The 13,727-nt window shown below is 63.3% G+C and carries 10 protein-coding genes; 6 read left to right on the top strand and 4 right to left on the bottom strand.

Going from position 1 to position 13,727, the window contains the following annotated elements; genetic code table 11:
* Positions 1–17: 17 nt before the first annotated feature.
* The 3 genes from Q5H93_RS08430 to Q5H93_RS08420 form a co-directional block, all read right to left on the bottom strand.
* Positions 18–1,064 carry a ferritin-like domain-containing protein gene (locus Q5H93_RS08430; RefSeq protein ID WP_305006075.1) on the bottom strand — a complete coding sequence of 349 codons (1,047 nt, stop codon included), beginning with the start codon at positions 1,062–1,064 and terminating at the stop codon, positions 18–20.
* Between the two features lie 39 nt (positions 1,065–1,103).
* A complete protein-coding gene (locus Q5H93_RS08425) occupies positions 1,104–2,999 on the bottom strand; it encodes a hypothetical protein (protein ID WP_305006074.1) in 1,896 nt (631 codons plus the stop codon).
* 169 nt (positions 3,000–3,168) lie between these two features.
* On the bottom strand, positions 3,169–4,821 hold the full coding sequence (locus tag Q5H93_RS08420) for a flavin monoamine oxidase family protein (protein ID WP_305006073.1): 1,653 nt from the start codon (positions 4,819–4,821) through the stop codon (positions 3,169–3,171).
* Between the two features lie 356 nt (positions 4,822–5,177).
* On the opposite strand from Q5H93_RS08420, the gene Q5H93_RS08415 reads away from it, so the two are divergent.
* From Q5H93_RS08415 to Q5H93_RS08390, 6 genes are all read left to right on the top strand, one after another.
* The gene (locus tag Q5H93_RS08415) at positions 5,178–5,525 is read left to right on the top strand and encodes a hypothetical protein (protein WP_305006072.1); all 348 of its coding nucleotides are present in this window, start codon (positions 5,178–5,180) and stop codon (positions 5,523–5,525) included.
* Between the two features lie 207 nt (positions 5,526–5,732).
* Positions 5,733–7,433 (top strand): S53 family peptidase, encoded by a 1,701-nt coding sequence (locus Q5H93_RS08410; protein ID WP_305006071.1) that lies wholly within the window; start codon positions 5,733–5,735, stop codon positions 7,431–7,433.
* Between the two features lie 79 nt (positions 7,434–7,512).
* A complete protein-coding gene (locus Q5H93_RS08405) occupies positions 7,513–9,048 on the top strand; it encodes a hypothetical protein (protein WP_305006070.1) in 1,536 nt (511 codons plus the stop codon).
* Between the two features lie 145 nt (positions 9,049–9,193).
* Positions 9,194–10,318, top strand: coding sequence for a phosphotransferase family protein (locus Q5H93_RS08400; protein WP_305006069.1), 1,125 nt, complete (start codon positions 9,194–9,196; stop codon positions 10,316–10,318).
* Positions 10,315–11,382 (top strand): T3SS effector HopA1 family protein, encoded by a 1,068-nt coding sequence (locus tag Q5H93_RS08395; RefSeq protein WP_305006068.1) that lies wholly within the window; start codon positions 10,315–10,317, stop codon positions 11,380–11,382. The genes Q5H93_RS08400 and Q5H93_RS08395 overlap by 4 nt, the downstream gene beginning before the upstream one ends.
* Positions 11,383–11,391: 9 nt before the next feature.
* Positions 11,392–12,684, top strand: a complete 1,293-nt coding sequence (locus Q5H93_RS08390; RefSeq protein ID WP_305006067.1) for a lanthionine synthetase LanC family protein — start codon at positions 11,392–11,394, stop codon at positions 12,682–12,684.
* 27 nt (positions 12,685–12,711) lie between these two features.
* Here Q5H93_RS08390 and Q5H93_RS08385 read toward each other — a convergent pair whose 3' ends face one another.
* Entirely contained in the window at positions 12,712–13,386 is a 675-nt protein-coding gene (locus Q5H93_RS08385) for a LuxR C-terminal-related transcriptional regulator (RefSeq protein WP_305006066.1), read from the bottom strand.
* Positions 13,387–13,727: the final 341 nt, after the last annotated feature.

The raw sequence follows: 13,727 nt of genomic DNA, 5'->3' as shown, positions 1-13,727 counted from the left end.
TCGTGTTGAACAGCAACCTACTGCACCGGCAGCACGGGCAGGTATTCAAACGTCGGCCCCGCGTTAGCGGATACCCCCAACGCAGCAGGCGTTGCCATAATAATCTGAGCCTGGGCCTTGAGCGACTCCATCAAACCAATGGCCGTGCGCAGGTAGTCGGGCTGCCCATTGAAGGTCTTATGCAGCGCCTTCAGTACTCCCGTGTAGGTGTAGCTAAAGTTCTGGCAGGCGTAGAGCGGTATCGAGCCGGGGGCGTAGTCCTGCAGGCGAGGATTGGTCAGCGCCGGCCACACACCGGCCGGGTCAAAGGGAATCACCGGGCCATCGTAGATGTACTTCTGGTTGGGGGGCGTGTCCGGCTGCACGTTGGGGTTGGGCCGCAGTTGATGGCCGTAGTAGATTTCGGCAAAGCGGTAGTAGTGAGCCGGCTCGTCCTCCGGGTCAAGCGGCGAGTCCTTCGTGCCTTCTCCCTGCTCCACAATCAGGTCGATGGCGGCCAGGGCCGAGGTCAGGTCCGTGACGGCCGGGATGCCCCAGCTGCTAACCTGCAGGTCAGGGTTACCAGTAAACCAGTCTTTACCATGCGCCAACAGCGCCTGCTTAATGGCGTCGTAGAACTGCCCGATGGTGCGGGTTTCGGGCACCTCGCCCGACATTAGCCGCTGCTGCGGGAAATGCAGCGGGTTTTCAGGCTCCTCAATTACCATGAACACCGAGCTGAGCAACTCCAGCGAAAAAGGCTTTAGTGGCACGATGAGCCCGTGCTCGACCGTACCCGGCAGCGGCCCCGGGTACGTCGGGATAAAGCCGGGAGAATCAATGTTGGGCTGCCCACCGATGGCATTCAGAATGTTGCAAGCCAGACTCATGTGCAGCATCTCCTCGCTTACAATGGAGTGAATAAGCTGGCGGATTTCTTCGTTGTAGCCCGGCTTGAGCGAGTACAGGGCGTAGAGGTAGGGCGGGATGGTCGAGTGTTCGAGCTTGATGGCCGATTGCAAGGCCTGGTGCATACCGGCCAACGTGTCGAGGCCGGTAGCAACCGATGTCTTAAGAAGTAACATGATGATAGCAGATTAAAAAGGCAAGTAATACTCCTGGAATCAGGGCTTTTGTAAGACGAGGCGCCGGGCAGCGGCGGCAGTTTTGCCACCGCGCGGGGCCCCGGTTGGGGCTCCAGCCGGAGCGGCGGCAGGCGGCCCGGCTACGGTGGGCGCGGCCGTCTCGGCCAGAGCCTGCGGCTGCGGCTCCGTCATCGGGGGCTGGCCCATTTGCAGCTCAGACTGCCCCAGCCAACGCAGGATAGCCGCCCGCTTCGGTCCCGACAGGTCGCGGGTGACGGGCATGGTGTTCGCGTCGGTAATAGGCAGGCCAAACGCCATGAGCAACAACTCCCGGTTAGCCCACACAGCCTGCGGGTCAGCCAGGTTGAGGAAGCGGCTCATGATGGGGTACAGGTTGGCATACTGCTGAAAAATCGGCTGGAGGTCGTCGTACCAGGTTACCGGTTCCTTGGGCGTGTAAGGGTCAAAAACCAGGAGGCTTACGAAGTTCCACTGCCCCAGCGGGTAATCGGTCAGGTCGTACCCGATGGCTGGCAGCGAGGCTCGCAGGCCGTACACCTGGCCGTCGATGTAGTCGCGGGGGCTGCTCAGGTCGTTGGCCTGCACCTGCACCGTCGCCCGCCCGTTGGCATCCGTTTGCACCTGGGCCGGAAACGTCAGGGCAGTAGTGGGCGTGGCTACGGCGGGCTCGCCGGGCCCGCCCTGTAGCTGGCTGGGGTCAAGCTGGAGCAAGATGGGCCCTTGTGCCGCAGGCAGGGGCTGGCCGAACTGCGTGGCCCACAGGTCAAGCGTAGCCGTCTGCCCGGCATCGAGGCGAAACACGAACGTATCGGCCCGCACGTAGAGTCCCTGCGGCGACTCCGGCGTAAGCTGGCGCGTGTTGCCGTTGGTCAGCAACAGGCCCAACTGGTTGTTTTGCACCGCGCTCAGCTCATCGGCTGTCAGCGCGCGGGTGGCAGGTAGCATGACTACGCCAGCCGTCCGGGCATACCAGTCGGGGCTCATATAGTCAATGGGGTCACCGATATTCTGGAAGAAGGGGTTTTGATTATCGGGCTGCACCCAGGCTACCAGCTGGAGCTGGCCCTGGTTCAGCATCGGTCCGCCGGGCACGGTAGTCGGCACGGCGTTGCCCAGGTCGAGGTAGATGCAACTGTCGGCCGTATCGACCTGCGCCACGCAAAACCCCAGCCCGGTGGTGGGGGTGAAGAAGCCGCTACCCAACGCAGCCTCCGGCACAAACTGCCGACCAGGGACGAAGTGCTTTGGTTCGTCCACCGTGGCTGGCCCGATGGTGCCTACTATCCGGCCCCGCGTAAATTCGGGGGAGGTCGGGTTCATGTTGTAGCCATCTACGTTGAACTTGATAGACAGCCGACCGTCGGGGCCAGCCGCCGTAGCCTGCAGCGCCTGCATAAAGGGCGAGGCCCGCAGGTCGCCCCATTCCAGGTTGGTTAGCACCGACTGGTACATCGAGCTGGCCCCGCTGTCCCCGCCCCCGTTGTGGCTCCGGTCCCAAATGTCGGTGAAACCCGTTGGCTCGTACTGTCCGCGCAACAGCAGGGCTCCGGCAGCGGTGCAGATGCGCACTTCCAGGCCCCAGATTTGCGACACCATCTGTTGCTGCGGGTCAAGGTCTACAATCTTGGCGGGGGCGCGGCGGTCCGAGTCGGCCACCACACAGCCCAGGATAGGGTCGCCGTTGGCTGCCTGGCCGCCGCCCATCCACGCTCCCGTCACGGTGCAGCCCAGCAGGCGCCACTCGGCGCCACCGCCAGGGTTCCACCAGCCGTTGGGCCCGCTGGCGTCCTGGGGCTGCTGGTAGCTAGGCTTAAACGTGGCGTTGTTGAAGTGAGTAATGTCGTTGTTGACGGTAGACGGGGCCGCCTGGAAGCGCCCGGCAAAATGCAGTCGCAGGCCATTTAGGTAACTCATGAACAAAAAAGGGTGAGGGTTGAGATTTCAGATTATCGGGCAATTGCCATTCATCTAAAGTGGCGACAAAAACATGTGTTTATATATTTTAAAACAATCCACTTACTAATGATTTTTTCATCATCTTTTAGAAGCCAGACAGGAATAGGCGCCGTGCGCAGAGCCCGGATTACATTTCAATCAGCCTTTCAAGGCCCATTTTCTCCAGCACGTAGTCGGCCGTTTGCAGAGCCCCTTCCACCCAGCCCTGGGCGTCGGAGTAAGCTTCGCCGCAAATAAAAAGCGGCTGGTCCTTGATAGGCTGCACGATGTCGTGCTTCACCTCCCAGCTGCGCACGCCGATGTTCCAACTGTTCCAGCCGCCGCCGAAGGGGTCGTCGCCCCAGTCGCGGAAGGCCGCCTGCTGCACCTGCGGCGTGTAGGTGAGGCCGTGAATGGTGCCGAGCTGGCGCGCCACTTCCTGCACCATTTCGGCCGGGGCTTGGTAGCGGTGCCAGTCGCTGGTGGGGTCGGCGCCGGTGGTCGCCGCCCGGGCGGCGACCACCGGCGCCGGGCTGCGGAAAGCTTCGGTGGGCGGGGCTACCTCAAGGCCCTGCTGCCAGGCCTGGCGGCGGCGCGGGCGCAGGCCATCCCAGTAGCCAACGCTGGTGCCATCGTCGTAGCTGGCCATGAGCATGGCGGGACCGGCTACGGCGGGCTGGCCTTCTATTGTGGGCCAGTAGTAGGTTTGGCGCACGGGTAGGTCCGTCACGGTGCGCCCGGCTTCTACGGGCACGAACTCGCCAGCAGCGGTGGTGTAGCCGGCATTGCGCCACCAGGGGTTGGTGTAGGTGGTGAAGAGCTTGAACAGCGGCCGGGGCGTCACGCTGCCAATCAGGGCCTGCACGCGCGGCGCTTGCAGCGGCGGGCTGCTGGGGGCCAGCAAATCGAGCGAGCGGCGAGGCATGGCCAGAATCAGCTGCCTGGCGTGCACCGGCCCCTCGGCCAGTTGCAACTCAAAGCCGCCGTCGTGCTCGGCGAAGCCTTCGAGCCTGGTGTGGCGCAGAATAGTGCCGCCCGCCTGTTCAAACAGCTCGGCCAGCGCCAGGGGCACCGACTGGAAACCCTCGCAGAACCCCTTGTAGTGCGGGGCCACGCCAAAGTCGGACAAGTACCACGGAATGGCGTCGGCGGCGTTCCAGTTGCTGAGCGTCGAGCTATAGCCCCCCGCATCCACGCCCAGCTGGAAGGCTTCAGGACTGATGATGCGCAGTAGTAGGTTCCAGAAGCCTAGCTCATGCAGGGGCCGGCCGTCGAAGCTGGCGTGCTGCACCATCTCGCGCCGCCGGGCATCGGTGAGCTCGGGGTTGGTAATCCCCGGCACAATCTGTTCAATAGCATCAACGATGATGCCACCCGGCGTGCCGCCCCGCTCCAGAAATGACAGGCGGTAAGGCACCTTGTCGGGGTTGGCAGTAAAGTCGGCCAAACGCAGATACACTCCGCGCAGGTAGGCTAGGTTCTGCGGCTTGTCCACCGGAAAGTCGTAGAGTTCGATGGTTTTTTCGGCGGGCAGCGCGTCATTGAGCTTCTCGATGAGCGTAGTGATGAGCGGCTGCGTGGCCGGCAGAATGCGCATGCCACCCAGCTCAGCCACCATGTTTTTGATGCCGGGTGGACGCACCGAGAGCAACCGGCCGCCGACCGTGCCGCTGCCTTCCAGCACCACGATGCGTTTGTCGGGATGAGCCTGCTGGAGGCGCCAGGCACAGTACACGCCCGATACACCTGCCCCAATAATGGCAATGTCAATAGTGGTCTGGAGGGTAGTTCCTGCTTTCATTCCGGTTGGATTTGCTGGTGAGAGTAAAGACGGATGGCGTTTCCGCAGTGGGCATCAAAGGAATGAGCTCAAATCGAGATTTGCACCCGTAAAAACACCTGTTTTTAAAAACAGGTGTTTTTACGGGTGAGGCAACCAGTGTTGATACTATCCTCATTTACAACACATAAGGCGATGGCCTAACAAATAACACTTAGTAAATATTTTTTTAGGGGTGGCTCCGGCCTTACCTCACAGACGCCGAGAAGCTCCGGGCCAGCCACCATATCCACACCTGCTCGAGCCCCGCTCGCCTCACCCGCTGGCTGCACACCATCCCGCAGGAACTCTCCCGCCGCGCCCTCGCTGCCTAACGCATGTCGTACCAGCCCACCCTGCGCGCCCTACGCCGCGCCCGCCAGGCCCTGAAGCGCCAGCAGCGCCTGCTCCAGCAACTCGAACTCGACGGCTTCGTCGCCCTGAGCTTCCACCCCCTTACCGGCACGCTCACGCTGCCCCTCGCCGGCCACCTCATCGCCCAAGCCGCCCACGAGTGCCACGAGGTGCTACGCGAGCGCCGCCAGCACCTCAAGGAATCGGCCACCCAGCTGCAGCGCGACGGCCAGGAAAACGACACCCAGCGCCAGCGCGATAAACAGTTCCTCAAGGCCGCTAAGAAAGCCCAAGCAAAAGGCGACCCGCCCCTGCCCTATCCAGCCGCCTAGCCCTACGCCCCGACAAACGCCCCAACCAGCACTGGTTGGGGCGTTTTTATATCCATCCCATCCTGGACAAAAAATCCTTCCTCGGTGCCCAAAAACTAGTGCTAGCACTAATGCACGCCGCCAAAGCCGCCTCTACTTTTGCCCCACTTCCGCCCGTCGAAAGTACCTTCTCTCACCTGACTGCTACTTCGGTAGCGCTTCTGCATCATGAACGAGTCGTTCTTGGCCGTGCCCCACTCTGCCCCGCAGGCAGCGGGCACGCTCGTAGGCTATCCAAACCCGGCGCGCCCGCTGAGCATCACCCTCTCGCTCCGCCGCCAAACGCCCTCGGCCGAGCAAGCCGCCCAACTGACAGACCTGGTGACGCTGCCGCCGCACCTGCGCCACTACCCCAGCCACGAGGAGCTGGCCGCCACCCTGGGCACCACGCCCGACGACATGGCTACGGTCAGCGCTTATTTCGAGCCTTTCGGCCTGCAGGTCACCAGCAGCAGTCTGCTCACGGGCAGCCTGACGCTGACGGGCCCCGTGGCAGCCGTCGAGCAGGCCTTTCACACCGTAGTCGCTACCTTCCAAACGGCCGCGCAGACCCGGTTTTTGGCCACCACCACGGCGCTGCAGTTGCCCGCGTCTTTGCTTACCATCGTGCAGCAGGCCCCGCCCTTGGAGCGTCCCGTGCGGGTGGAATCGCGCACGCCCACCAAGCCCCGACCCGCCGCACCAGCCCCGGAGGCGACCGCAACGCCCGCGCCCCCCGCAGGCTGCACCCCACAGGAGCTGGCCCAAGCCTATCAGTTTCCCACGGGCCTGAACGGCGAAGGCCAGGTAATGGGCTTCGTGGAGCTGGGCGGCAAACTGAATCAAGCCGACTTCAAGCAGTTTTTCGCGCAGGCTGGGCTGAAAAAGCCGAGAGTCATCGAAGTCGGCACGCCCCCGGCCAGCACCGGCCTGACCGAGCTAATGAACAACGCCGAAGTAGCCCTCGACCTGCAAGTAGCCGGGGCGTTGGCCCCGCAGGCCCGGCTGGTGGTGTACTACGGCAGCACGCTGCTGGAGGCGTTGCGGGCCATCGTAGCCGACGACGTGAACCGGCCCAGCGTGGTATCCATCAGTTGGGCGGGCTCGGAGTACAACTACTCGGCGGCCGACGTGGCGGAAATGAACAACCTGCTCTACATGGCCAGCCTGTTGGGGATTACGCTGGTGGCCGCCTCGGCCGACCACGGCGCTTACAACGGCCTGGCGGTGCCGAACGTATCGCTGCCCTCGTCCAACCCGCTGGTGCTGGGCTGCGGTGGCACCATCGACACGCTGGCCGACGGCCAGTTGCAACCCCAGGTGGTGTGGAACGAAGCCAATGGCCAGGACGCCTCGGGCGGCGGCTACAGCATGTTGTATCCGCAGCCCTACTACCAGTACCAGGCCGTCAGCAAATACCCCTACCAAAAAAGCACCATGCGCGGCGTGCCCGACGTGGCCGCCGATGCCAGCGGTGTGCAGGGCTACCGGGTGGTGTTCAACGGGCATGACGTGGTGATTGGCGGCACGAGCGCGGCCACGCCTTTTACGGCCGCCTTGCTGACGCTCATCAGCCAGCAGCTGGGCTACCGGCTGGGCTTTCTCAACAGCGTGCTTTACGGCTTTGCTGGCTCCGAGGCTTTCCGCCCCATCACCGAGGGCAATAACCAGCTCTACTACGCCGCGCCCTACTGGAACCCCTGCACGGGCCTGGGCAGCCTGGTGGGCCAGCAGCTGCTGCAACTGCTTCAGCACCTGGAAAGCGCCAGCATGCTAGCACCAACCAGCCCAGAGGTGTCGAGCGAAGATGTCGCTGAAAAGACGGCGACCAGCGACGCCACCGACGCGTCGACAACGGGCGAGACGTCCAATCAGCAGGAAGTGGCTTAAGCCCTTTCCTTCCTGCCTATTCTGACTTTTTGCAAAAAGGCCTTTTGCGTTTTTTCCACCTTTTCAACCCAACCCTTTTATGTCGTTTACCTACCTAACCTTCTGCGGCATAGGTCCCGTGCAAACCGTTATCGGCTGCGCTCCCCAGGCCCAGCCGCAGATGCTAAGCCTGCCTGGCTGCGTGCAGACCGGCGTCTGTCCGCCGTACCTGAGCTACCCCGGCTGCGTGCCCACGCACACCCTGGCCACGGTCTGTACCCAGCTGGGCTGTCCGCCGCCCTACAACCTGAGCCTGCCCGGCTGCGTGCACACCGGCGTGTGCCCCCCGCAAGATGGCAATGCGGCGCCGCAGCTACCCATGACGGCGGCCACCGTATGTACCCAAGTACCCGCCGCTTGCCCGCCGCCGCACTTGAGTGTGCCGGGCTGCCTGCCGCCGCACACTCACGCCACTAACTGTCCGCCGCATATCAGCCTGCCCGGCTGCGTGTACACCGGCACCTGCCCTCCCCAAGGCAACGAGGCTGCCCCGCAAGCTACAATGACGGCCGCCACCGTCTGCACCCAAGTACCGGCGGCCTGCCCGCCCCCCCACCTGAGCCTGCCCGGCTGCGTGCACACCGGCACCGGCGGCGGCAACACGGGCGCCGTATCGGTGCCGCCCCACTGCCCCACGGTAGCCCCCCTGTGCCCGCCCGCCAACGGCGGGGCCCAGGCGCAATTCGACTGGACTACCCTAACGACCATCGGCACGGTAACCGTTGTAGTGCCAGGCGGGACGGTTATAACGGCGGCAACGACGGCTAGTACCCTCATCACGCATATCGGCTGTGCTGCCAACGCCCAGGCGCAAGCCCCGACGCTGTCGCTGCCTACGATGTGCCCCACGGTAGCCCCCATGTGTCCGCCGCCGCTGTCGGCCGTGCCGCACTGCCCCACGGTAGCGCCCATGTGCCCGCCTCCGGCCGCTGCGGGTGCCGCTTCTCCCGCTGATAACGCCGGTGCTAACGCCCAGAACGTATCGGTGCCGCCGCATTGCCCCACCGTGCCCCCCTTGTGCTATGGCTCCACGCAGTGGCCCCAGTGCCAGCCTAACGGCGGTGCCCAGGCCCAAGCGCCGACGCTGTCGCTGGCGACTGTCTGCCCCACGGTAGCCCCGATGTGCCCCCCCACCACGCCCCCCCAGTGCCCCCACCTGCTGTCGGCTCCGCCGCACTGCCCTGTGCAGCCCGCCCAGGCCCAGACAGTGTATTCGGCCGCCACGCACTGCCCGACGGTAGCGCCCATGTGCCAGCCGACCTGGAATTGCGGTGGTGGCCTACTGTCGGCCGCCACGCACTGCCCGACGGTAGCGCCCATGTGCCCGCCCGCGAATGCGGGTGCTAACGCCCAAAATGTATCGGTGCCGCCGCATTGCCCCACCGTGCCGCCCATCTGCTATGGCGCTACGCAGTGGCCCAACTGCCAGCCCGTATCGGTACCGCCGCACTGCCCGACGGTAGCGCCCATCTGCCCCCCTGCTAACGGCGGCGCGCAAGCGCAAACAATCATTCCCACGATTATCACGACTGTGACCGTGGCGGTTTGCCACACCCACATCCCGCCTTTTTGCTAAGGCTGCGAAGCTGGTCGTTGCTTATTGACGATTCGCTTGCCGGTTTTTAGAAACTCCCCGCCCGAGTGGGCGGGGAGTTTTTGAGCAGCATCCTTGATTACGGGCTACCTTGGCTTACGTTCCACCTTCCTTCTGCTGACTCCTAGTGAGACTAACCCTACCCGACCTGCACCTGTACCTGCTCGACAAGGGCTTTCTGGAAACGGCGTCGCTGCTGCGCGGCGACTACCTGGCCACCCAGATGCAGACCCGCAACCTCATTTTCCGCGTCACCCGGCGCGAGGCCCCGAGCTTGTTCATCAAGCAGCTCATCAGCTTCGACTCGAACAACACCTACGTCTTGCAAAAGGACGCCACCTGCCTGTGGCTCATTAAGAACCATCCGGCTTTTACCCAATTAGCGACTTACGTGCCCGGCTACTTCGGCTTCGACGCCGAAAAACAGGTGCTCGTAACCGAGTATATGGCCGATGCCCACAACCTGGAAGACTACGTGCGCCAGCACGGCGGCCAGCTACCGCCCGCCCTGGCTGATGAGTTGGTGAACCTACTGGCCAGCTATCATTTTCCGCTGGATAGCGCCGTGCTCAGCAGCCGCTCGGTGCAGTTCTTTCCGCAGCAGCCCCCCTGGGTGCTCACCCTGGCCGAGCCCGACCCAGGCACGCAGCAGGCGCTGCTCACTACCAGCCAGGCACCCAACCCGGCGCTGACGGCCGTGCAAAGCAGCCCCGATTTCAAAGCCGCCCTGGCCGCCCTGCGCGCCGAATGGACGCGCACGAGTCTTATTCACGGTGACTTGAAATGGGTGAACCTGCTGCGCCAAGCCACGCCCGAAGGCGGCGAGCAGCTGCGCGTCATCGACTGGGAAATTGCCGACATCGGCGACCCACTGTGGGACGTGGCGGGCGTCTGGCAGGGCTTTATTACTAATATCATTTTCTACGACCCGGTGGTGGGGGCCGCTACCTTCAGCTTAGTGCCGGGCATGGGCCTGCCGGAGCTGCAGGCCGCCTGGCCGCTGATGGACCGCTTCTGGCAGCAGTACCTGAACCGCACCGGGGCCGACCCGGCCGCGGCTCCGGCACTGCTGGAAAAGACGCTACGTTATACCGCCGCCCGTCTAATCCAGACGGCCATCGAGCAAAACATGGCCTGGCCCGCGCTGCAACCCGGCGCCACCAAGCTGCTTCAGGCTAGCTACGTGCTATTCCAAGGCTTACCTATGGTTCTCTCCCACTTTGCTACCGCCACCGTGGCCCTTCCCGCATGAGCACGCCCTCTTTTTCGCAAGCCCTGACGGACATTGCCACGCAGCTGACGGTGGTGGACGAATACACCTATCGCCTACGCGGACAGGACTACCCCGTTACCTATCAGCAGGCCTACACCAAGTGGCACCAGCCTCTGCAGCACTTCGGCCAGAACAGCGGCGACGACGGTCAGGCCCGCCTGAACCTGCAGAACCGGCTGGCGCAGGTGCTCTACGGCACCTACTACTGCACCGGCCGCACCGATGCCCCGGAGCCCGCCAGCCTGGCGCTGCCTTCGGCCGCGGCGCGTGAGCAGACCATGGCCCGCCTCTCGGCCGCCAATCAAACCGCCGACGGTTTTGACCCCGCCTGGACCGTGTATTCGGTCGATGGCCACGGTACGGCTTTCGTCAGCAAAAACGGCTACCTGCGCCAGCTGGTGCCCGGCCAGTGGGAGTTTACTAACCCGGCCGAAACCAGCCTGCAGGTGAGCGCAGTGGTGAAGCTAAAGATGAGCCGCGAAGACAAGGCCGTGCAGCCGGTATTCTACCACGTGCGGGGCCGCGAACTAGTGTCGCAGCAAGCCGAGTTCGTGCGGGTGTATTTCCATACCACGTTTACCGGGGCCGAGCAGCTAGTGCAGGGCATCACCGGCACCTTCAACCGCTACCGGCTGCCGTTTCTTTTTAAGTGCCTTAATCACCCCAATTTGTTTACGCGCACCGACAGTGCGGTGCTGTACGTGAGCAAGTTCGACTTCCGCCTCGCTGCCCGCCTGCTCCGGCCCATTCTCGATGACATGCAGGCCCAGCTGCAAGCCACCGTGCCCTTGTTTACGCGGGAGCTGCGACCGGGCGTGTCGTTTTCGGAAGACCCCGGCAGCGGCCAGAGCTTCGGCATGAACCGCTGCAACCTGCTGGCCGAGGCACTGGTGAGTGCCCACTACAAACAACTGGACTCTCCCGAGGGGCAGCTGGCCGAAATCCGCCGGCTGCTGACCAAAAACGGCCTCGATGAGCAGCACCTCTACCGCAACCCCAACTCTCACCTCCCCTACGATTTTTCGCTGCTCCACGCCGGGTAGCCCTTATTTATGTCTGTGCTGACCCTCGCCCCCGCTACCCAGATTTATGTTGAAGTTGCTCAGGACATCGCCGCCCGCCTGGCTCGCACCGCCATCTGGGAAGGCGAGCGCTGCACCTGGGTAGGCAGCAGCACCGAGGCCGTGGGCGGCGGGTACCAGGCCGTGCAGCGCGCCTGCGGCCCCGACGTGTACGGCGGCACGGCGGGCATTGCCCGATTTTTCGGTCTCTTGCAACAGCTGCAGCCCGACCCCGTGTGGCAGGAGCTGCTGACCGGGGCTGTAAACCACGTGCTCGGCGACGAACGCGCCATGCGCGGTCCCACCAGCTATGCCTACTACGCCGGCACCGTGGGCCTGGCCGATACGCTGCTGCGCCTGGGCGAGCAGCACGACCGCCCCGACTGGACGGCGGCCGGCTGGGAACAGTTGGCCCGCGCCTGCGCCCAGCCCCCGCAGGAATTTGAGATTGACGTGATTTCGGGCGTGGCAGGAGCTATTCCGGTACTGCTACGCTGGCTGCGCCAGAAGCCCGACGCAACCTGGCTGGGTGAGGCCGCCACGCGTTGCGGCGATTTTCTGCTGAGCCGAGCGCAGCAGCGGCCCACGACCTGGGGATGGCCTGCCCTGCCGGGGCAGCCGGCTCTTACAGGCTATTCGCACGGGGCCGCCGGGGTGGCCCTGGCCCTGCTGGAACTGTACTACGTCACGGCCAATCCGGCCTACTACACGGCCGCCCAGCTAGGTTTCAACTTCGAGCGCGAGCTGTTTCATCCGCAGCTGCAAAACTGGCCCGACCTGCGCGACATGGCTGCCGCTGGCGTAGCGGCCCCGGCCGTCGGCCCCCCGCCCACCTACGGCGATGCCTGGTGCCACGGGGCGCCCGGCATTTCCCTGAGCCGCCTGCGTGCCTGGCAACTAACCGGCGACGACACCTTCCGCCAGGAAGCCGAGATTGCGCTTAACACCACCCACCGTGGCATCTATAACCTCGTCACCAATCCAGGGGGCCAGGGTAATTTTTCACTTTGCCACGGCTTGGCTGGCAACGCCGATGTTTTGCTGGAGGGCAGCCGGGTGCTGCAAAACGACCTCTACTATCAGGTAGCCCAGGCCGCTGGCAACTACGGCCTGGAGAAATATCAGCGCACCGGCCTGCGCTGGCCCAGCGGCGTCAATGACCCCTCGGGCGCTACCCCAGGCATGGGCGAAGCGCCAGGCCTGATGCTGGGCCTGGCCGGTACGGGTTACTTCTACCTGCGGCTTGCCTTCCCGCAGCAGTTGGACACCGAACTGCTGCCGTAGACCGGCAGCAGTGAGCGGCTTCGCTCGTCATCGGTCGGCTGCCACGACGGCGCATTCATCAAGGCGAAGAATACCCTGTTTCAAGGCAAAAAGCACCAGGCCTAAAGTCGTACGCGTGCCCGCTTTCTGCAGCATCTGGCTGCGATGATACTCCACGGTTCGCACGCTGGTGAACAGACACCGGGCGATTTCCTCATTAGACCGGTCTTCGGCCATCAGGTGTAGTATTTCCAGCTGCCGGCTGGTAAACGCCACTGGCAACTCGTACCGGGAACGGGTCACCTGGCAGCAATCCAAGCCACAACTGTCGGGACAACAGCCATATGTTAACACTTGCTGCACGGTGCTGCAAACCTCTGCAATAGAAGCGTTGCGGGCCATTAGCCCGCTCACCCTGGCGATGTGTAGCTGCTGAATAACCCCCTGTTGGAGCGAATGAACTTCCGCTAGTAATACCACGGGCAAGTTGGCCTGCCCTTCGCGTAGCTGGCGCAGCAAGGCCAGTGGCTCGGCAGGTGCCCCGGCCAGGTTGGTAGCGGCTAGCACCAGGGCCGGGCGTAATAGCTCTGTCAGCCGCAGCAGTTCGGGCGCCGTTGCGGCTTCGTGGACTTGGTACGTGGCATCAGCATGGCTTAACGCCTGCAACAGCCCGTGGCGCAGGAGGGGAGCCGAATCGGCCACCAAGATAACGGGAACCACCATGAGGTAGAATGGAGAAAATCCGTTGAAATCATCGTACTGGCAAGTGTAGAAGCCTATCTTGAGTCGTTCCCAAACCCTTGATAAGCCTTAGTCAGCAATCCATAACGCCCCATTTACTGGTGCCCCGGTATCGACTGAAACAAGGAGCTTATGACAAGTAATTTGGAAGACTCCGCAAGCGTTTGAAGTAATGAAATGCTCCAATCCGCCCACGCCTCCCCGTATTCGGTTGATGGCTTATTTGGTTTGACCAAGTAAAGGCCGTAAAAGCACTTAAATACCCGTAAAAACACCTGTTTTGAAAAACAGGTGTTTTTACGGGTATTTGTCATTACATACTG

It is taken from the genome of Hymenobacter aranciens (genome assembly GCF_030580865.1).
GTDB lineage: Bacteria > Bacteroidota > Bacteroidia > Cytophagales > Hymenobacteraceae > Hymenobacter > Hymenobacter aranciens.
The sequence above is the reverse complement of the archived record's forward strand: the minus strand, read 5'-3'. Positions and strand labels throughout refer to the sequence as shown.

What these genes read in the sequence shown, in the direction of transcription:
- Q5H93_RS08420 (WP_305006073.1), bottom strand. Translation starts at nt 4,821, where the DNA reads ATGAAAGCAGGAACTACCCTCCAGACCACTATTGACATTGCCATTATT.
- Q5H93_RS08410 (WP_305006071.1), top strand. Translation starts at nt 5,733, where the DNA reads ATGAACGAGTCGTTCTTGGCCGTGCCCCACTCTGCCCCGCAGGCAGCG.
- Q5H93_RS08415 (WP_305006072.1), top strand. Translation starts at nt 5,178, where the DNA reads ATGTCGTACCAGCCCACCCTGCGCGCCCTACGCCGCGCCCGCCAGGCC.
- Q5H93_RS08430 (WP_305006075.1), bottom strand. Translation starts at nt 1,064, where the DNA reads ATGTTACTTCTTAAGACATCGGTTGCTACCGGCCTCGACACGTTGGCC.
- Q5H93_RS08385 (WP_305006066.1), bottom strand. Translation starts at nt 13,386, where the DNA reads ATGGTGGTTCCCGTTATCTTGGTGGCCGATTCGGCTCCCCTCCTGCGC.
- Q5H93_RS08425 (WP_305006074.1), bottom strand. Translation starts at nt 2,999, where the DNA reads ATGAGTTACCTAAATGGCCTGCGACTGCATTTTGCCGGGCGCTTCCAG.
- Q5H93_RS08405 (WP_305006070.1), top strand. Translation starts at nt 7,513, where the DNA reads ATGTCGTTTACCTACCTAACCTTCTGCGGCATAGGTCCCGTGCAAACC.
- Q5H93_RS08395 (WP_305006068.1), top strand. Translation starts at nt 10,315, where the DNA reads ATGAGCACGCCCTCTTTTTCGCAAGCCCTGACGGACATTGCCACGCAG.
- Q5H93_RS08390 (WP_305006067.1), top strand. Translation starts at nt 11,392, where the DNA reads ATGTCTGTGCTGACCCTCGCCCCCGCTACCCAGATTTATGTTGAAGTT.